The sequence below is a fragment of the Pedobacter nyackensis genome, assembly GCF_032678475.1.
Taxonomy (GTDB): Bacteria; Bacteroidota; Bacteroidia; order Sphingobacteriales; family Sphingobacteriaceae; genus Pedobacter; species Pedobacter nyackensis_A.
This window is the reverse complement of sequence record NZ_JAVTSF010000001.1, coordinates 1,677,704-1,699,047: the sequence shown is the minus strand read 5'-3', so window position 1 is coordinate 1,699,047 and position 21,344 is coordinate 1,677,704. Positions and strand designations below refer to the sequence as shown.

Here is a 21,344-nt window from a genome sequence, read left to right as displayed (position 1 = left end):
TACGTGATTAATCAACAGAATGATTCTAATGAATTTCTAAGTTTTTTTTAACGCTTTGCCCATATGCTACATATGATCCCGAATTGAATAAGAAAAACTAAATCAATAACAGCCAGCAAGGTATGATACTGATTAAGCAGTTTTGCAGCATTATTAGTGGATTAGGTAACACTATGCTGACGAAAACAAAGAAGAGTGAAGAAAAGCAGTATTATAGACCTATTCATATTTTCTAGTTTCCTTTATAAGTAGCGGAAATGTTAAAAAACTTACAGAGGCGGATTGATAAAATTTAAATTGCTTAAGAATACGCGGGATAATGTTAGCATGAAAACTGCTTTTTGATTTTAAATATGGGAGTTTTCATGTTTTGTCGGTCTTAATAGAAATGAGGGGGTAAGAAGAGTGTAGGTGTTTAAAATTCATTTAGGGATGAAGGGCATCAATAAGGTGAATTTTGCCCTTTTGTACTTTAATAATAAGTAAAAGCAATTGATCATGACATCAATTTTTAACAGACGTAGGTTTATTCAAATGGCGTCAACGGCAGGATTCAGCATTGGTCTTGCTCCAGGCTTGTCGTCATTGTATGGGGCATCGTTAGCTGTAAAAGGTAGGCGTATTGGCCTAATAGGCCTGGATACTTCACATAGTATAGAGATCATTAATGCGCTAAATGGTAGGACAACAGAGGTGGAGGACTTTCAAGGTTATACAGTGGTTGCTGCTTACCCAAGGGGAAGCGCAGATATAGCAAGCAGTGCTAACAGAATTCCGGCTTATACGATAAAGGCTCAAACAATGGGGGTGAAAATTGTAGGTTCAATTGACGAATTGTTAAAAGATGTAGATTATGTTTGCCTGGAGACAAATGATGGTCGCGCAAGATTGGATCAGGCGCTTCAGGTGCTGAAGGCTGGAAAGCCGATGTTTATGGATAAACCCGTAGCAGCTTCTTTATCAGATATCGTTAAAATTTATGATGCTGCCGAAAAATATGGGGTTCCGGTTTTTTCAACTTCATCTTTACGTTATATTTCTGGAACGAAGGAAATCTTAGAAGGTAATGTTATAGGCAAAGTCCTGGGGGCTGATACTTACAGTCCGGCAAATCTTGAACCTAGTCATCCAGACTTGTTTTGGTATGGGATTCATGGTGTAGAATCATTGTTCGCTTTAATGGGTAGAGGTTGTGAGCGTGTAGTTCGAACTTACTCTGGGAGTACAGATGTTGTGGTTGGTAGCTGGAGGGATGGTAGAATTGGAGTGTTTAGGGGAACCAGGGATGGACAGCACGCATACGGTGGGACAGTTTTTGGTGAGAAAGGTGTAAAAACGCTTGGACAACCACAAGGAACCATACATATGCTTTTAAAAATCATTGAATTTTTTAATACGGGAATAGCTCCTGTAAGCAGGGAGGAAACGATAGAAATATACACTTTCATGGCTGCTGCCCAAGAAAGTAAAGACAGAGGAGGTATCTCTGTCAGACTGGAGAAGATTCTTCAAAATGCAAAGTGAAAATAAATCTGGGAGTTTTCATGTTTTAATGGTCTAATAGATAAGGTGACTGATATCAATAGCCTGAGACCAAATTTTATAAACCGAATAATGATGAAAATACCCAAACTGCTATTTGCAGGATTGCTTTTTACAATCCTGATCCCGTTGATTTTAGGAAATGGAATACCTTCTGGTCAGAATGATTTTATCGCGAAAAGTTTCAGCGTTGCTGGACCTTTGTATGAAAATTTGCTTAAAACTACAGCGGGTAATTCTAAGGACTACCCTCATTCCCTGAATCCGGACGGATCGATTAAATATTTACAGATTGATGAATGGACGGGAGGTTTCTGGCCGGGTATCTTGTGGAGTATGTATGAATATACCGGGGATGAAAAATGGAAAACACAGGCTAAGGTCTGGACGGAATCGTTGGAGTCTAATCAATTTAATACTGCGCATCATGATATCGGATTTATGATGTTTAATAGCTATGGCAAAGCATTAAAGTTTGAGCAAAATCCTAAGTATAAGGAAATACTGATTCAATCGGCGAAGTCACTATGTAAAAGATATAGTCCGGTTGTTGGTAGCATACAGTCATGGAATGAAAGAAAATCTAAAGGTGAGATTAATACCTGGTCTTATCCTGTAATTATGGATAACATGATGAACCTGGAACTGTTGTTTTATGCCAGTAAAGAAACTGGTGATGTGACTTATAGGAATGTGGCCATTAGCCATGCAGAGCTAACAATGAAAAACCATTTAAGAGCTGATTTCAGTTCTTTTCATGTGGTGAACTATGATCCGGCTAAGGGTAAGGTGTTACACAGACAAACTTTACAGGGTTTTTCGGATAATTCTACATGGGCCAGGGGACAAGCGTGGGGCATTTATGGCTTTGCTGCTTGCTACAGAGAAACCGGAGACAAGCGGTTTTTAGAAGCAGCGATAGGAATGGCTGACTTTTATCTTAACCATAAAAAACTACCGGCAGATAAAGTGCCTTACTGGGATTTCAATGCCGGAGAAAACGGATATCGCCCGGATTGGGATTACCAACCTTCGCTGTACAAAGAGATTCCAAGGGACGCTTCTGCTGCGGCAATAACAAGTTCTGCTTTACTGGAACTCAGTCAACTGGTAAGGGGTAAAAAGCGCAAGACTTATTTTAGTGCTGCGGGGTTTATGTTAAAGTCTTTGAGTACCGATCAATATTTGAATACAGGTCAGGCGAACCCTTATTTTTTGCTTAAACACAGTACTGGTAATTTTCCAAGCGGCAGAGAAATTGATGTTCCTTTAATTTATGCAGACTATTATTATCTGGAGGCTTTATTGAAGTATGGTCATATTTTGAAAGCTGGTAAATCGTGAATTTGAACATCTTTTAATGTTCGGGAAGTTGTGTTAACCGAATTATTCGATAAATTTGGTTAACTGATCTGTATGATTAATGTAAACGACAATAAGGCCGACGATAAGTTGTTGCTGTTGCATATGCAGCAAGGGAGTAGCAGCGCCTTTGATGCTCTTTATGACAAATATTGGGAACACGTTTATGCAGCAGCTTATAAGCGGTTGGGAGATGCTGCTTATGCGAAAGATATTACTCAGGATATCTTTCTTCAGCTCTGGGTGAGAAGGGCTGAGATTGATATTGAGAATCTGGGCTCTTATTTATTTACATCGGTCAGGAATAATGTTTTCAAATGGTTGGATAAAGAACAGCGTTATACACCCATATCCGAATTGCTCTTGCAATTGGAAACGGCCAAAGACCAGAGTGACGGGTTGCTGCTTAAAAATGAACTCATGGCAAGGTACGAGGTGATCATCAACACCCTGACCCCCGGGCAGAAAGAGATCTTTAAACTTCGTTATCATGAAGACCTTTCAACCAGTGAGATCGCTGACCGATTGAATATAAGTCGTAAAACTGTTCAAAATCAATTGCGTAAAAGTGTAGTACAGCTTCGTTCCTCCCTTGGATCGGTTGCCTTTTTACTCGTATTGCTCCACATCGATAAATAATTTATTTTTTTCGTGGGACTTTTTGCTTTTCAGCGGTCTGTATTATAGGAGTCTGCTAATGGGCTTTAACAGTAATGGATAAAGAGGCATTTTTAACAATTCTTGGAAAATACAGGGCAGGCGAAGCCAGTGCAGAAGAAGTGGAGTTTTTGCATGCTTATTATAATTTCTTTGAAATCAAGGGAAATATTTTCGAAGAAATGGACCATTCATCCAAAGCTTTGTTGAAAGAAGAGATTAAGTCAGAATTGGATTTTAAGATTGCGCAAACAGTCGTTCCGGCAGGCCGCAAGCTATGGAGGTTAAACCAAATCCTGGCTGCGGCAGCCGTATTACTTGTAGTTGGTATAGCCGTATATTTTATAAACTTGCAGTTGACAGGCCTGAATGATGTTCGTATGCAGATAGCTGAAGCTAAAGTTAAGGATATCGCTCCTGGAGGAAATCATGCTGTGCTTACACTGGCAGATGGATCGGCAATAAAACTCGATGATCAAAAGAATGGTCTGTTGACCAATCAGGAAGGTGCAGTGATCAGTAAAACGAAGGATGGACAAATTGTTTATCATCATGAAGGTAAAGCTGCTGCTGAGGTTTACAATACCATCAGTACGCCCAGAGGGGGACAGTATCAGCTGGTGCTCGCCGATGGAACTAAGGTCTGGCTAAATGCAGCTTCATCTATCAGGTTTCCAACGGTATTTGCGGGGAAGTCACGTAATGTGGAAATTACTGGTGAAGCTTATTTTGAAGTGACGAAGAACAGAGAAAAGCCTTTCAAGGTGTTTTCCCGCAACCAGGAGGTAGAAGTATTAGGTACGCATTTTAACCTAAATACGTATGAAGATGAACAATATGACCAAACGACCTTATTGGAGGGTAGTGTGAAAGTTTATCGGCTTAATGAGGCGGGTAGTAGTGTAAATGCGCAAACGATAATACCCGGACAGGTCGCAATTGCAGCAAAAGGTACCGTCGATATTAAGGTTGCCCGGGCTGTTGATGATGAAGCCATAGCATGGAAAAATGGTTACTTTAAATTCAGTAAGGCAGATATTAAAACCATTATGAGACAGGTAAGCCGCTGGTATAACGTAGATGTAGTCTATAAAGGTGATTTCGGAAACGACCTGTTCGGAGGCAAAATTAACAGGACAGATAGTGTTTCTGGTGTATTGAGGATATTGAAGTTGAGTAATATCAACACAACTATAAAAGGAAGAACAATTATAATTTCCAACTAACTGATGGTTTTACTTAATGACTGAGCATATGAAAACATAGCTACATGATAATTAAAAATCCAAAAAAAAAACCGGCGTGCTACCAACACAACCGGCTTTTTGTCTATTCTAAAAGAAAAGACCGTCTGGATTAAGCCCATAAAATCTGTGTGAGAACTTACTAACTAACCCAAACTTTACAAAAGTATGCAATTAAATGTTTACGGTAAAATCCGGATATTGTCTGGATTACTCCCCTCAAAAATGTTTCTGGCAATGAAACTAACCATTACTTTATTAATTTTAGGCTGCCTGCAGATCAGTGCAAAGAGCTTTTCGCAAAGTATTACCTTAACAGGGAAAAATATTTCATTGGAAAAGGCTCTTATCTCCATAGGGGAACAAAGTGGTTATTATTTTTTTTATAAATACACTGAGCTGGTAAAGGCCAAGCCTGTAACGCTTAACCTGAAGGGGGTGAGCCTGCAGAAAGCATTGGAAGAGAGTTTTAAAAACCAGCCTTTCATTTATACGATTGACAGTAAGACGATTATTGTCAAAATTGCTGATCATCAGCCGGTAAAAAAGGCGGTAGAGGTTAAAGGCCGGGTTGTGGATGAGAAGGGACAACCGCTTCCGGGAGCGGTGATCAAAGTAAAAGGCACCGGCAAAGTAACTGCTGCAGATGCCAACGGGAATTTCAGCTTCAATGATTTAGTTGAAACAGCGGTATTGGTCATTTCTTATACGGGTTATATCCCGCAGGAAATAATTGTTGGCAATAAAACCGTAATTCAGGTTTCTTTAAAAGAGGATAACCAGAGCTTAAATACAGTTGTAGTTGTGGGGTATGGTACCCAGCAAAAGAAAGATATTACTGGTTCAATCAGTTCTATGAATGCCCAGAAAATCAAAGATCAGCCGGTGGTTAGTCTGGATCAGGCAATGGCCGGTCAAATGGCAGGTGTGCAGGTTACTCAGGCAACAGGCGCTCCTGGTGGTGGTGCTTCGGTAAGAATTAGGGGGGCTGGATCCTTAAGTGCAGGGAATGAGCCTCTATATGTTGTAGACGGCTTTCCGGTAACGAACGATTACAACCAGAGAAATAATCCGTTGAGTACAATTAATCCTGCGGATATAGACAATATTCAGGTGTTAAAAGATGCTTCTGCAACGGCTATCTATGGATCTAGAGGTTCAAACGGGGTAGTTATAATCACCACCAAATCTGGAAAATCCGGAGCTTCTAAAATTGATTTCAGTATAAATACAGGTGTACAACAGGTGGAAAGAACATTGGATGTATTAAATGCCAAAGAATTTGCGGTGTATATTAATGAAGCCAGAAATAATGCCTGGGTGAATTCTGGCCCGGGTCGCTTGATAACTGATCCCAATACAGTCCGTAACAATGTGATGTATAACTTACCTGCCATATTTACTGATCCGGAATCGTTAGGTACAGGTACAGACTGGCAGAACGAAATTTTCAGAACCGCTCCAATGAGCAATTACCAGTTGAGTTTCTCCGGAGGTAACGAAAAAACAAAATATTTCCTTTCAGGTGGCTATTTAACCCAACAGGGGGTAGTTTTAAATACAGATTTAAAAAGGTATTCTTTTAGGCTGAATGTAGAGTCACAGGTAAATAAAAGCATAAAAGTTGGTGCTAACATTACGCCATCTTATAATTTCTCAAACCAGGGGCTGGTAGAAGGAAACTGGCAGGGGGGAGGGATCATTCAATCTGCTCTGACTGCTGGTCCGCACTTAACTCCTTATGACGCAAATGGAAATTATACGAAAATAACCGGTCAGGGTATTGGTACCAGCGAAGTAGACAATCCGGTGAAAATTGCGAAGGAATATTTTCATCAGCAAGGTAACCTCAGGTTATTGGGGACTGCTTTTGTAGACATTAACATCCTGAAAGATTTAAATTTTAAAACTTTAGTCGGCGTTGATTTCAGAAACTTCGAGGAAGATATTTTCAACCCTTCTGTAATTAATCCAAATAGTGTAAATGCTACAAAATTGCCTACAGGCACTTATGAAGACTCCAGTAGCAAAAATTGGTTGTCAGAGTTTACGCTGAATTACAAAAAGCAGATTGACAAACATTCATTTGATGTATTGGCAGGGTATACGATTCAAAAGGAAAAGACAGATTTAACGGTATTAAACGGAACCAACTATGCTAACGATTTAGTGAAAACCGTTAACGCCGCTGGTTTAGTGACGACCAGCCCGGGTTCAGGTCCGCAGGAATGGTCATTGCTTTCTTATTTAGCACGTATCAATTACAGCTTTAATGACAAATATTTGTTAACTGCAACATTCAGACGCGATGGTTCGTCTCGTTTTGGTGGCGACAATAAATGGGGTTCTTTCCCGTCTGTATCTTTAGGGTGGAGAATGTCTGAAGAAAATTTTCTGAAAGATGTGAGCTGGCTGAGTGAATTGAGATTAAGAACAAGCTATGGTTTAACCGGAAATAATTTTATCACTAACTACGGATCTATTGGTTTAACCGGAATTGAGAATTACGTTTTCGGTGCAAGTGGCGGTGGTGTGAATAACGGTATCAAACTGATAAGTATAGAAAACTCATTGTTAGGCTGGGAGAGAAACAAACAGTTGGATCTTGGTCTGGAACTTTCGTTACTTCAGAACCGTTTCTCGATGTCTTTCGATTATTATAAAAAGACAACTTCAGACTTATTGCTGAATGTGCCGGTGCCAACTTTAACAGGCTACAGCAATGCGTTGCGTAATATCGGAGAGATTAAAAATAAAGGTTTCGAGTTTACAATTACCAGTAGAAATATGTTAAAAGAATTTAAATGGACAACCGATTTTAATATCTCTACAAATAATATCAAAGTGTCTGCACTAGGGCCTGATGGTTCGCCTATCCTGGCCAGACAAACGACATTTGCGGCGGGTTCTACACACATTACAGAGATTGGCGCTGAGCCGGGTTCTTTTTATGGTTATAAAGTTTTAGGTGTTTATCAAAATGCTGATGATGTAGCGAACAACGCGGCGTTTCAAAATGCCTCCGGCGTTAAGACTTCTAAGCCAGGTCAGCTTAAGTTTGCGGATGTGGATGGTGACGGTGTGATTACGGCCAATGACAGAACAACTATAGGAAGTCCTTTTCCTGACTTTACTTATGGCATGACTAATAGTTTCTCTTATAAAAACTTCGATTTCGCCTTTACTTTACAAGGGGTACAAGGTTTTGAAGTTTTAAATGCGGCCAGACGTTTTTACGGTAATTATGCGGGTTCTTACAACGTGCTGAGCAGTACCGCAAACGGCTGGAAATCGGAATCTAATCCAGGGGATGGTGTAAGTCCTCAGATTGATCGTAATTTTGGCGCCGTAGGTGCCAGTTCTGTAGTGAACAGTGTTACTTCTCAATTTGTAGAAGACGGCTCCTTCTTAAGGATCAGAAATATCACTTTAGGATATAATTTACCTTCTTCTGTATTGAAGACTTTAAAAGTAGCAAATGCAAGATTAAGTTTCACTGTTCAGAATGCCTTTACATTTACGAATTACGAAGGTTATAATCCTGAAGTTAGTGTGGAGGGCGCGAATCCTCTGGTGCCGGGTGTCGACTCAGGAGGTTATCCGCTGGCCCGTACGTTTATGTTTGGTTTAAATTTTGGATTCTAATACAATGATAGATATGAAACATATTAAGACATTATTCGCCGCAGGATTAATTGTATTATTTTCTGCTAGCAGTTGCAAAAAGGGATTTTTGGAACTGGCTCCGATAGCGCAGCAAAATGGCACCAACTTTTATAAAACGGCCGAGGATATGAAAAATGCACTTACAGCTGCTTATGGAGGTTTACAGTACGGAGGTTTATATTATTCTTCTATACACATTATCGGTGATTTGCGTTCTGACAATACCGAAATCACAAATGTTAATGCTGGTGCAGATCAGGATGCTGTAGACAAATTCCAGAATTTGGCGACCAACTCTATCAGCAGTACCACCTGGTCAGGTCATTATCAGGCTATTCAGTCTACCAATATTGTGATTGAGAAAATTAAGACAGTAAGCATGGATGAAAATCTAAAAGCCAGATATACAGGTGAAGCAAAGTTCTTAAGAGCACTGATGTATTTTAATCTGGTTCGGATTTTCGGGGATGTTCCATTGGTAACTGAAGTGATCACTAACCCTGAAGAAGGTTATAAATACAAAAGGGAAGCTGCAAACCTAGTCTATGATCAGATTATTGCTGACCTTAAAGATGCGGAACTGAGTCTGAATTACGAATATACAGGCGCTGATATTGGACGTGCAACTAAGGGGGCTGCCATGAGTTTGCTGGGCAAAGTTTACTTAACTCAAAGAAGATGGGACCTGGCTTCTCAGAAACTTAAAGAAGTGATCGATCAGGTTAACCTCAATAAATATCAATTCCTTCCTGCCTATGCAAGTGTATTCGGAATCGCAAATGAGAACAACAGAGAGTCTATTTTTGAAGTTCAGTTTAAGAAAGGTTCGGGAGGTGAAGGGAGTCCGTTCACCAATCAATTCGCGCCTATTGGATCTGGTACCGCCGTTGTATCAATTGGTAATCCGCTTGGTCAGAATATCCCTACAGCAGATATGAACAATGCTTACGAGACGAATGATTTAAGGAAAGCAGTTTCTATGCGTAACAGCTATGTACTGGGTGCTAACACAGTAATGCATAATTATGTTGTTAAGTATGCTGGTGTGCCTGCAGCAAGTTTGGATAGTGATAACAATTGGATTGTGTTAAGGTATGCAGATGTTTTGCTGATGTATGCCGAAGCTTTAAATGAGATTGGTTATGTACCTGATGGATCTGCATTTGGCTATTTAAACCAGATCAGGGCAAGGGCCGGGCTTGCAAATAAGACCAGCAATAACCCTATCGTTGCTTTAAGACTTGCTGATCAGGCTGCCTTTAGATTAGCTATTGAGCAGGAAAGAAGGGTAGAGCTTGCATTTGAAGGCCACCGTTGGTTTGACCTGGTTAGGACTGGCAGAGCATTAGCTGTATTAGGCCCGCTTGGAATGCAGGCACATCATGTTGTGTTTCCTGTACCACAAAGTCAGATCGATATCAATCCTGGTGTGATTATTCAAAACCCCCTGTATCCTAATTAACTTATTTCAGTTTGGGGGATCTTTTACCCCCATACTTTTATATCCGTCAACACTGTTGCTGCAGTGTCTGACTTGAATTTTAATGTTTAGTTTTTACTGTTTTTAACTGTCTGCAACCCTATGAAGAGATTGATGTTTTTGCTGTTTTTTGCTGTTTGCTGGTGCGGGATCGTACAAGCCCAAAAATTAACACTTAACCAAAAAGATGAGGGCTATCGTGGTATCTGGTATAGCAATCAACCCTCTAATGATGAATATGTTTACAAATACAGTGGGGGCTTAGGTACATATCCTGCAAATCACTATCCTTTTTCAGTATATGTCAAGGCGGTCGACAAAACCTTCTTCTGCTATGGTGGAACAGATAAAGCTGGAAAAACATTATTGCACATGGTTTCTTACTTTGACCACCGGACAGGAATGGTGCCGAAACCAACGATTTTGCTGGATAAAAAAACTGACAATGCACACGACAATCCTGTCATGAACATAGATAAGGAGGGCTTTATATGGTTGTTTTCTACTGCACATGGTACCAATAGTCCTGCTTATGTACACAAAAGTTTAAAACCTTATGATATTTCTGTTTTTACGCAGGTTCAAGCCACCAAAACCGTAAATAGAGAAATTGTGGCAATGGATAATTTCTCTTATTTACAGAGCTGGTACCAACCAGAGAATGGTTTTATCAACCTTTTTACGCATTACGACAGGAAAGTTATTCCTGGACAACCAACCAAGCCAAGAAGGACAATTAGTTACATGACTTCAGCGGATGGAATCAAATACGGTGAATGGATTGATTTGGCTACGATTGAAGAGGGACATTATCAAACCAGTGGTCAGTATCAGCATAAACTGGCTACTTCATTTAACTTCCATCCCGTTAAACTGAATGAGAATGGTTTAAATTACCGTTCAAATCTATATTATATACAAAGTGAGGACTTTGGTAAAAGCTGGACTAATGTCCAGGGTAAAACACTTCAACTACCTTTAAGCACCATTGATAACCCTGCGCTGGTTAAAGATTATTATAGTATGGGTTTAAACGTGTATATCAATGACCTGGCTTTTGATAAAAAAGGTCATCCAATTATTCTTTATCTAACTGGTAAAGGATATGAGGCTGGTCCTAAAAATGGTCCAAGGACATGGCATACGGCAAGATTTACAGGGACTGAATGGGAAATATTGCCTGTAACGGACTCTGATAATAATTATGATATGGGCTCTTTGTATGTAGACGACAAAGGCGTATGGCGAATCATCGGGCCAACTGCTCAGGGACCTCAGGCATATAATACCGGAGGGGAGATGGTGCTATGGACGAGTAACAATCAAGGTAAAAGCTGGAAAGCTAAAGCTTTGACACAAAATAGCCTTTACAATCATTCTTATGCGCGCAAACCTGTAAATGTAAAGGATGGGTTTTATGCTTTCTGGGCTGATGGACATGGAAGGAAAAAGTCAGCCTCACACTTGTATTTCGCAGATAAAAAAGGAAATGTTTACTTGTTGCCGGAAGAAATGAAGGCCGATTTCGCTAAGCCAAAAAAGGTAAAGCTTCAAAAAAAATAGTTCATGGGCAGATATTGGATTTTGATGCTGTCGGTACTGCTATTCTCCTGTGGAGAACCTCGGACTTCTAAAAAGACGAGATTAAAAATAGTGGATCACCTGGAGCTAGAGCATACCTTCTTGCAGGTGGAAGAACTGGTAACCGGAATGGATGTGCCCTGGGATTTGGAGTTCGGGCAGGATGGGTTTTTATGGGTTACTGAACAGGCCGGAAAGGTTTACAGAATAGATCAGGAAACTGGTGAAAAGTACCTTGTTCTGCATATCAAAGACGTATTTAAAAAGCGTACAACGGGGCTGCTTGGAATAACGGTTCATCCCGACTTTGCCAGACATCCCTTCGTATTTCTTAATTATACGGTCAAAAGAGATAGCTCCATTTTTTCCAGGTTGATGAAATATACCTATGCACATCATGTATTAACCAAACCTGAACTTTTATTGGAGATTAATGGAAACACCGGTCATAACGGTTCTCGCGTTAAAATTTCCCCAGACGGAAAACTGATATGGGCTACGGGCGATGCGCATGACAATAAAAACGCTCAGGATTTAAAGTGCTTGAACGGTAAAGTTTTAAGATTGAACATAGATGGGAGTATTCCTGCAGATAATCCTTATCCAGGAAGTTACGTATGGGCCCTGGGATTTCGCAATATTCAGGGACTTACCTATAGTACTGGTGGAAAACTTTATACTTCTGAACATGGCGATGCCATTGAGGATGAGGTGAATTTGATTGAACCTGGTCGAAACTATGGCTGGTCGAATATCGAAGGTATGCATGACTTGCCGGAAGAAAAGTGGTTTGCACAACAATGGAAAACTATAGAACCTTTGCGTTCTTGGACACCGGTAATCGCACCTTCGGGCTTGGATTACTATGGCAGCAATGAAATTCCTGAATGGCACAATAGTCTATTGATGACTACACTAAAAGGTCAGAGTTTGAGGATGTTGAAACTGGATGACAAAGGAGGGGAAATAACAGACGAATGGATATACTTTGACAAACGCTACGGTCGACTTCGGGACGTCTGTGTGGGTAACGATGGTGCTGTTTTTATCAGTACCAGTAACCGCGATTGGAATCCAGGCCCTGGTTTTCCTTTAAAAGGGGATGACAGGATACTGAAAATTAGTGTTTCCAGGGCGTTGAAACCCGATGCCTTGAGGGGTCATATACCTGTTAAACCAGCTTTAGTAGATGGAAAGGCACTATACACTCAATACTGTGCGTCTTGTCATAAGGAGGATGGAAAAGGGGTTGAAGGTATATTCCCGGCGCTCGTTAATTCGACAATAGTGACAGGCAGAGCAACTACACTTATCCATACGGTACTCAAAGGGAAATCAGGATCAGCACAGCAAATGCCTGCGTTTGGATTTTTACCTGATGCGGAACTTGCGGCTGTACTAAATTATATCAGAAACAGCTGGGGCAATAAAGGGATGGAAATTCAAAAAGAACAGATTAACCAAAAGAGATAAAGAAATGTTTGTAAAACTAAAAAAAGGACTTCTTTCACTAGGACCCGGAATCATTACGGCGGCACTGGTATTCGGTCCCAGTAAAATGACCATCACCTCCAAGCTTGGGGCAGATTATGGTTATAGTTTATTGTGGATTGTTATTGTTGCAATTTTTTTTATGACCATTTTTACCATGATTGGCGCAAGGATTGGTGTGGCAACACAGCAGTCCTTATTGACAACCATCCGGCAGAAATGGGGTAACGCTGCCGCAGTAGCTGTTGGAATGGGTATTTTTCTTGTGGCCACCTCTTTTCAGGCTGGTAATTCGGTAGGTGTAGGGATCGCAGTTGCTGAAGCAAGTGGCACTTCTGCTACACTTTGGATTGTCATATTTAATCTATTGGGAATCAGTTTACTTTTCTTTCGTGCCTTTTATAAAGTACTTGAGAAACTGATGATCTTTTTAGTCGCATTGATGCTTTTTGCGTTTGTAACCACTTTGTTTTTTGCGCGGCCGAGTATTGCGGGAATTGCAGGTGGATTCATACCCGAGCTTCCCGCAGGATCAACCGGATTGGTAATTGCCTTTTTTGCTTCCTGCTTCTCTATCGTTGGTGCTTTTTATCAAAGCTACCTGGTACAGGAACGAATAAAAGTTAATCCTGAAATCAGGGAAAAAAGAAGTAATAGCCTTACCGGAATAATCATATTGGGAATCATGAGTGCTATCGTCATGATTTGCGCGGCGGCGGTACTGAATACCAAGGGAATTAAAGTTAACAATGCTTCAGATATGGCCAGGGCGCTCGAACCGCTCTTTGGCAGTGCCGCAGCTACTTTTTTCCTCGTTGGACTTTTTGGTGCTTCCTTTTCGTCGCTGGTGGGGAATGCTACCGTAGGCGGTGTTTTGCTAGGTGATGCCCTGGGTAAAGGCAGCCAGTTGAACTCGAAGCCTGTTAAATTATTGATTGCCCTTGTCATGATATTTGGCGCTGCAATAGCCATTAAATTTGGTAAACTTCCACTGGAACTCATCGTTTTTGCGCAAAGTGTAACCATTTTCCTGGTTCCTTTTATAGGTATAGCGATGTATGCCATTTCCAATGATCGAAAAATTATGGGTACACAGGTAAACACATGGTTCTCCAAAATTTTAGCTGGACTAGGCTTGCTGATTCTCCTGTTTCTTGCTTTAAGCAATGTAAAAGAACTGTTTTTAAAATAAATTGATACACAGAAAATGACTGAACTAGAACAACTGGAACAAGAATTATTAAAGCCATCTGAAAGACTGATCGCTGATATACAAAAAATTGAAGGCGACATCATGTTGCTTGGCGTAGGTGGGAAAATGGGGCCAAGTATGGCTAAATTAGCTAAACTGGCCGTAGATCAGGCCGGTATCAAGAAAAGAATCATCGGCGTATCCCGCTTTTCTGATCCATCGGCACGGGAAGAACTGGAAGCTGCGGGAATAGAAACCATATCTGCGGATTTGCTGAATGAAGCTGACCTTTTGGCTCTGCCGGATGCCGCTAATATCATTTACCTGGCCGGTACCAAATTTGGTACTACAGGGAAAGAAGCTTTTACTTGGGCAATGAATACCTATCTTCCCGGACGTGTTGTAGAACGTTATAAGCACTCAAAAATAGTCGCGTTTTCAACAGGGAATGTATACCCTTTTACACAGGTGAGCAGCGGTGGTTTTTCTGAAGATCATCCGGTAGCACCGGTAGGTGAATACGGTCAGTCTTGTTTGGGGCGGGAGCGGATCTTCCAATATTTCTCAGAAAAGAACCATACGCCAACGTTAATTTACCGATTGAACTATGCGATAGATCTTCGTTATGGAGTATTACTGGAAATCGCTAAATCGGTAAACGAAGGAAGGCCGATTGACCTGACCACCGGAAACGTAAATGTGATCTGGCAGGGCGATGCCAATGAAATTGCGATCAGATCATTATTGCATTGCAGTACGCCGACTAAAATTCTTAACGTAACCGGACCTGAAACACTATCTGTAAAATGGCTGGCGGAACAATTTGGACTGTTAATGGGGAAAATACCTTTGTTCGAAAACGAAGTTCAACCTACCGCATTATTAAATAATGCTTCTGAAGCACATAAGCTGTTTGGTTACCCAAGAGTAACGATCCGCGAAATGATGGAGATGACGGTCAGCTGGTTACAGGGAGGTGGCAAAATTTCCAATAAGCCTACACACTTTCAGGAAAGGAAGGGACAATTCTAATGGCACAGCAACTTAAACCTGAACTGAAACAGTTCCTCGACGCTGGAACAATTATTCCCGCACATCCACTGGCTTTAACGGCTGAGCGGAGGCTGGATGAAGCACAACAGCGCTTATTAACTCGTTATTATATGGCAGCGGGTACCGGAGGAATTGCCGTAGGGGTACATAGTACACAATTCGAAATCAGGGATCCGGGAATAAATCTTTATGAAATTGTACTTAAACTGGCTGCTGAAGAAATAGATAAAGCTGGTTTAGACAGGCCATTTATCAAAATTGCGGGTATCTGTGGTCTGACAAAACAGGCTGTCGAAGAAGCACAGACAGCACTGAAGTATGGTTATGATATGGGTCTTTTGAGTATGGGTGGTTTACAAGGCTGGACAGAAGCTCAGATTTTAGAACGCGTAAAAACTGTGGCCGCAGTGATGCCGGTGTTCGGTTTTTATTTGCAGCCGAGTGTTGGGGGACGAATCTTTAGCTATGATTTCTGGTTGCAATTCAGCGAAATTGAAAATGTGGAGGCGATTAAAGTAGCCTCTTTCAACCGATATCAAACATTAGATGTTGTGCGGGCGATATGTAATTCTTCCCGAAGTGAGAAAATAGCTTTATATACGGGGAATGATGACAACATTGTTGCCGATCTACTCAGCACCTATAGGTTTGAGGTAAACGGAGTAACAGTAGAAAAGGAGTTTATAGGCGGTTTATTAGGCCATTGGGCCGTATGGACAAAAGCCTCGGTGCAGTTGTTTGAGGAAGTTAAAGCCTGCAAAGCAAATGGCTATGCAAACATGGCGTCATTGCTGAGTAAAGGACTGCAGGTTACAGATATGAATGCGGCGATATTTGATCCTGCACATGCTTTTCATGGCTGTATTCCTGGTATCCATGAAGTACTGAAAAGACAGGGACTGCTCAAAGGCACCTGGTGTTTAAATCCTGATGAACAACTTTCTGATGGCCAGGCGGATGAAATAACCAGGGTATGTAAGGCTTATCCTGGACTTATTGATGATGAATTTGTAACGGATTTCCTTAAGCTAAATAAAAATTAAACATGAACAGATATCTAAGATTCCTGATGCTAATGTGCCTAACCACAGTTTTTTCTTCAGCTGGAAAAGCTCAGCAAAATGACGGGAAATTAACAAACCTGGGCGTGCAGGTAGGCGCTGCAATGATTCAGGGAAGTACTTTCCTAACCGATAGTAAGGGGAAAGAACTGGTATTTACAGTTGTTAGGGGGGAACCCGCTCATTTGCTGGGTTATGAAGTTAAATCAGGTCAGCTGATATTGGATAAAGAATTGGAGGGGGCTGACGGCGCATGGGACATGGCTTATTCTTCAGATGGCTATTTATACATTCCCGGAGCAAGTGGTTTTTTGTTCCGGCATCGTCCCGGGACACAGATCGTTGAGAATCTTGGTATGGCTCTGAAAGGGGAGACCTATGTGTGGAATTTGACTGTGGGGAAGGAAGGCGAAATATTCGGTGCTACTTATCCGGGCTGCAGGGTATTCAGGTACCATCCTAAGGACGGTTTTTCGGATGTAGGTAAGGGGCCTTTGGTGGTTGGAGAAAATTATGTCAGAAGTCTGGCTTTTCATAAAGAAACGGGTTTGTTATATGCCGGGATAGGCTCTCATGCGCATTTAATAGAAATAGATCCGGTAAGCGGGATTAAAAAAGATATTCTTCCGGAAAAATACAAATCGATGGAGTTTGTGTATGGACTTGAACAGGTAAGGGGAAAGGATGGTGTAGATAGATTGTTTGTATTGCTTACCTCGGGCCGCAAAACGCTTGTTTATAATCTGCAGACACGGCAGGTGGAGCAGGAAATCGAGGATATGGACATGAAGATGGTCTATAGTGATAGGGTAAATGGTAAGGTGTTTTATACTTCGAAATCCAATTTGATGAGTTTTGACCCCTCGGGCTCTGTACAGTTGGCAAAAGCTTTGGTCTTTGATATGGGGACTGCGAATGCAATTGCCATGGGGAGGGATAAAAAAATATATATTTTAACCGCTACCGGAACTTTGGTGAAGTACAATCCGGAAAATGGCAAAGCTGAGCGGAAAAAGCTGAATATTCCGCAACAACCGATTCCAATTAATGCAATCTTATACGGACCTGATGAAAAAATATGGATGGGTGGCTATCTTGCTGGCGGGCATGCTACATACGATCCGGCGACGGGAAAGAATGTGAGGTACAGTGGACTTGACCAAACAGAGGGAATGGCTGTTCAGGGGAATTCTATTTATTTTGGAATTTATCCAAAGGGTAGGTTTTATGTTTATAATACAGAGGGGAAATGGAATCCTGACAGCAATAATCCACGTAAAATTGGAGAAATTGAAGGGCAGAGCCGCTCTTTTGCTGCACTCAGTCTTGACAAGGAGCAGAAAATGGTGTTCGGTATGATTCCGGAGTATGGTAAGCTTGGAGGAGCATTGGTGGTATACAATAAAACAAGCGACCAACTTACCTCATTTGGAGAAGTTATCCCTTTACATGCTATTGCCAGTCTTGTTGAATCTGAAGGTCTGGTATTGGCGGGTACTACTATTTCAGGTGGATTGGGTGTAAAACCCACTGCAAAGGAGGCTGTACTTTTTGGTTGGAACACAACTACAAATACAAAGGAATTTGAATTGGTTCCTGTACCCGGTGCGGCAGCCATTACCTGTATGATCAATGGCCCGGACGGACATGTGTGGGGAATTGCAGGAGGGATGCTTTTTATTTTTGATACAGAAAAGAGAGCAGTGATATCGACTCATAAATTATACGATGTTCCTCCGCTTACCAGTCATGTCTGGAGGGGAGGCGCACTTGTGGTTCATCCTTCAGGAGAGGTATATGGAACTGGTAACGATCATTTATTTAAAATAGATCCGAAAACAAAAACACTAACGATGTTGGTTAAGGGAGCCAGCCTACTAGCTATGGATAAGGATGGAAATCTTTATTTCAGACGGACAAAGGAACTTTGGCGATATACTGTAAATAAAGAGGGTAAATAAGATGAAGAAGTTATTGTTTTTTTGTTTACTTTTAAAGGGACTTACCTTCGCAGTTTACGCTCAGTCGGCAAAGTTTGATACCGGTAAATTACAAGTGGAGTGGCAATTGCTTGAAAATAATTATCAGGGTAAGTCTCAGTTCCTGGCTGCTTTTACGATAACCAATAATAGCAGTGTAAGTCTCAACCTGGGGGAACTTAAAATGTATTTTTCGTACCCCAGAACATTTGTTAAGACCTTTGCTGAAAACATTAGGTTTGAGAATGTAAGCGGAGAGTTTTGTCGGATAGTTCCTTTGTCCCGTTCTGCAATCATTCCTCCTACTGCGTCTTTAATTATCAAGTATATAGCTGAAGGTAAGTCAAAGAATTATACGGATGCCCCTTCTGGTTTGTACTTTGTACACAACTCAGATGAACATAAGGCATTGCAGCGGCCTCACTTCAAAGTGAAACATATCCCTGCGCAAGAAAGGGATAATTTAAAATTGAATCCGGCAGTTATTTATGAGAAGAACGAACTGACTAAAGTTATTGCTGATGATCAGCTGCAGCCAATACTGCCTTCACCTGTTGCTTATCGTGCAGGTAAAGGTAGCTTTGAGCTAGATAATGAAGTTTTTTTGGTTTATGATGTTTTTTTTGGAGCTGAAGCGGAGTTACTGAATGAAACATTTAAAAAGATACTAGGTGAAAAATTGACTATAAAAGTTAACTCCAAAGTCCCGTCAAGGAGATTGATTTTGAAGAAAGTTGAGGGGCTTGCCGAAGAAGGTTACACTTTAAGTATTAAGCAGGAAGGGATTGTTATAGGAGCTTCTACAAAAGCCGGTGTGTTTTATGGCATTCAGTCTTTAAAAATGATGTTTCCGGTTTCGGTATGGAAAATGCCGGTTTCAAGTGTAACTGTTCCGTTTGCGGAGGTGCAAGATCAACCTCGTTTTTCTTACCGTTCGTTTATGCTGGACGTTGCCCGAAATTTTCAGACTAAGAAGGAAATATTCAAGCTGATTGATCTTTTGGCTTTATATAAACTAAATACTTTACATTTCCATTTCAGTGATGATGAAGGCTGGAGATTGGAAATACCTTCTTTACCAGAACTTACCACAGTTGGTGCTAAAAGAGGGCATACCATTGATGAAAATAATCATCTCAGACCAGCATATGGTTCTGGTCCCGATCCGGAGGCAGGATCTGGAAGTGGCTTTTACAGCCGTCTGGATTTTATAGAGATTCTGAAGTATGCAAATGCACGGCACATTAAGGTAATCCCCGAAATTGAAACACCCGGGCATGCACGTGCGGCCATTAAGGCGATGGATGCACGTTACCGTCGTTTGATGAAACTTGGGCGCCCAGAAGAAGCCCGTAGGTATCTGTTAAGGGATACTTTGGACCACTCCGTTTATCGTTCGGTTCAAGGGTATAAAGATAATGTGATGAATATAGCGTTGCCATCTACCTATGCCTTTATAGAGCAGGTTATTGACGAAATAAGGGCAATGTACAGGGAAGCCGGAAGTCCTTTAAATACCATTCACATGGGAGGAGATGAGGTGCCGGTTGGAGTATGGCAGTTATCGCCCGCAATTAACAGACTGATGAAGGAGCAGCCGGCTATCAAAGATTTTGATGCATTATGGTATTTTTATCTGGATAAAGTAAGTAAGATGTTGGACAGTAGAGGCTTATATCTATCCGGCTGGGAAGAAGTGGGAATGAGGAAAACAAAGCTGGATGGAAATAGCAGGTACATTCCGAATCCTGATTTTTTAAACAGGAATTTCCATACTTATGTCTGGAATAATGTTTGGGGATGGGGTGCGGAGGATCTGGCTTATAGATTGGCAAATTCAGGATATAAGGTTGTGTTATCCCCAGTAACCAATTTCTATTTTGACCTGGCTTACGAGCAGGATGCTGATGAACCCGGTTTGTATTGGAGTTCTTTCCTTGATGTAGATAAGCCATTTTATTTCAGTCCGTTTGATTATTACAGAACCGCTAAAGAAATGCCTGACGGATCACCCGTTGACAAAGATATTTTTAAAGGGAAAGAGCGATTGACTGAATTTGGACAATCTAATATTGTTGGTCTTCAATCTCAGATCTGGTCGGAAAAAATCCATGGAGCCAACGAATTGGAATATATGTTACTTCCTAAACTACTGGGATTTGCAGAACGCGCATGGGCAGCCAGATCCGACTGGGACATTGAGTCAGATTCAGTAAAAAGTGATTTCATGTATCAGAAGGCCTGGAGTAATTTTGCTAACCTGTTAGGTAATCGTGAACTCCCAAGGATGGACCACTATTCAGGCGGTTTTAATTACAGGATTCCGGCCGTTGGTGCTAAGGTAGAGGCAGGTAGGGTTAAAGCCAATCTTCAGCTTCCCGGCTTTACTATTCGTTACACTACAGACGGGACTGAACCTGATTTGAATAGTCGGATTTATACTTCACCAATCAGCGAAAAAGGAACTATTGTCTTTCGGGCATTTAACAGTATGGGCAGAGGAGGTAGAAGCATAAGTATTAAACATTTTTGATACCAATAAAGATTAAGCGAAGGGTGTTCTTAGAAAAGGCCACTAGGCGCATGAGGCTGGTAGCTTATTCTTGAAAAGTGTACTTCAGTTGATATTCTGATAAAACGCATCAAAATAGGGCTTTATAAGCGAAGTAACAATTGGCTGGGTGATTATTTCAGAAGAATCAAAGCAAAAGGCGGACATAAATACGAGATCATCGCAACCGCAAGAAAAATCGCAACTGTCTATTACAGAATGGTCAGGTACAAAGAAGATTTTACCCCTTACGACTATGAACAGTATAAAGAAAAATCCAGACTGGCAAAAATTGCCAGTCTGGAAAAGGTCTTAAAACGGTTGAAAAACGAGGCTGCGTAATAAGTTATATAGTAGAGATTACCTTGGGTCATTTGAATGGAATTGTTTGGAGCCTGGATAAAATCATTATCTGCCAAATTTCACTATTGGAGCTATTTTTTATCTTTTTTCTTTTTCCAGGTTCGCTTATATTTTAATGCAAA

Annotated in this window: 14 protein-coding genes; all 14 read left to right on the top strand. The window is 41.1% G+C overall.

Going from position 1 to position 21,344, the window contains the following annotated elements:
* Positions 1-498 precede the first annotated feature (498 nt).
* The 14 genes from R2Q84_RS06810 (at position 499) to R2Q84_RS06745 (ending at position 21,201) form a co-directional block, all read left to right on the top strand.
* Positions 499-1,524 carry a Gfo/Idh/MocA family protein gene (locus R2Q84_RS06810; protein ID WP_316815784.1) on the top strand — a complete coding sequence of 342 codons (1,026 nt, stop codon included), beginning with the start codon at positions 499-501 and terminating at the stop codon, positions 1,522-1,524.
* Positions 1,525-1,614: 90 nt separating this feature from the next.
* Positions 1,615-2,886, top strand: a complete 1,272-nt coding sequence (locus tag R2Q84_RS06805) for a glycoside hydrolase family 88 protein (protein WP_316815783.1) — start codon at positions 1,615-1,617, stop codon at positions 2,884-2,886.
* Positions 2,887-2,958: 72 nt separating this feature from the next.
* Entirely contained in the window at positions 2,959-3,543 is a 585-nt protein-coding gene (locus R2Q84_RS06800) for an RNA polymerase sigma factor (protein ID WP_316815782.1), read from the top strand.
* Positions 3,544-3,617: 74 nt separating this feature from the next.
* A complete protein-coding gene (locus R2Q84_RS06795) occupies positions 3,618-4,787 on the top strand; it encodes a FecR family protein (RefSeq protein WP_316815781.1) in 1,170 nt (389 codons plus the stop codon).
* A 186-nt stretch (positions 4,788-4,973) separates the two neighbouring features.
* Positions 4,974-8,450 (top strand): TonB-dependent receptor, encoded by a 3,477-nt coding sequence (locus tag R2Q84_RS06790; RefSeq protein WP_316815780.1) that lies wholly within the window; start codon positions 4,974-4,976, stop codon positions 8,448-8,450.
* Between the two features lie 13 nt (positions 8,451-8,463).
* Positions 8,464-9,933 carry a RagB/SusD family nutrient uptake outer membrane protein gene (locus tag R2Q84_RS06785; RefSeq protein WP_316815779.1) on the top strand — a complete coding sequence of 490 codons (1,470 nt, stop codon included), beginning with the start codon at positions 8,464-8,466 and terminating at the stop codon, positions 9,931-9,933.
* 120 nt (positions 9,934-10,053) lie between these two features.
* A complete protein-coding gene (locus R2Q84_RS06780) occupies positions 10,054-11,514 on the top strand; it encodes a BNR-4 repeat-containing protein (protein WP_316815778.1) in 1,461 nt (486 codons plus the stop codon).
* Between the two features lie 3 nt (positions 11,515-11,517).
* Positions 11,518-13,005, top strand: a complete 1,488-nt coding sequence (locus tag R2Q84_RS06775) for a PQQ-dependent sugar dehydrogenase (RefSeq protein ID WP_316815777.1) — start codon at positions 11,518-11,520, stop codon at positions 13,003-13,005.
* 4 nt (positions 13,006-13,009) lie between these two features.
* On the top strand, positions 13,010-14,215 hold the full coding sequence (locus R2Q84_RS06770) for an Nramp family divalent metal transporter (protein WP_316815776.1): 1,206 nt from the start codon (positions 13,010-13,012) through the stop codon (positions 14,213-14,215).
* A 15-nt stretch (positions 14,216-14,230) separates the two neighbouring features.
* Positions 14,231-15,247 carry an NAD-dependent epimerase/dehydratase family protein gene (locus R2Q84_RS06765; protein WP_316815775.1) on the top strand — a complete coding sequence of 339 codons (1,017 nt, stop codon included), beginning with the start codon at positions 14,231-14,233 and terminating at the stop codon, positions 15,245-15,247.
* Positions 15,247-16,311 (top strand): dihydrodipicolinate synthase family protein, encoded by a 1,065-nt coding sequence (locus R2Q84_RS06760; protein WP_316815774.1) that lies wholly within the window; start codon positions 15,247-15,249, stop codon positions 16,309-16,311. The genes R2Q84_RS06765 and R2Q84_RS06760 overlap by 1 nt, the downstream gene beginning before the upstream one ends.
* 2 nt (positions 16,312-16,313) lie before the next feature.
* Complete coding sequence (locus tag R2Q84_RS06755; protein WP_316815773.1) at positions 16,314-18,290, top strand: hypothetical protein; 1,977 nt, start codon at positions 16,314-16,316, stop codon at positions 18,288-18,290.
* A 1-nt stretch (position 18,291) separates the two neighbouring features.
* Entirely contained in the window at positions 18,292-20,841 is a 2,550-nt protein-coding gene (locus R2Q84_RS06750) for a family 20 glycosylhydrolase (RefSeq protein WP_316815772.1), read from the top strand.
* A 237-nt stretch (positions 20,842-21,078) separates the two neighbouring features.
* Complete coding sequence (locus R2Q84_RS06745) at positions 21,079-21,201, top strand: hypothetical protein (RefSeq protein WP_316815771.1); 123 nt, start codon at positions 21,079-21,081, stop codon at positions 21,199-21,201.
* The last annotated feature ends 143 nt before the right edge of the window (positions 21,202-21,344 follow it).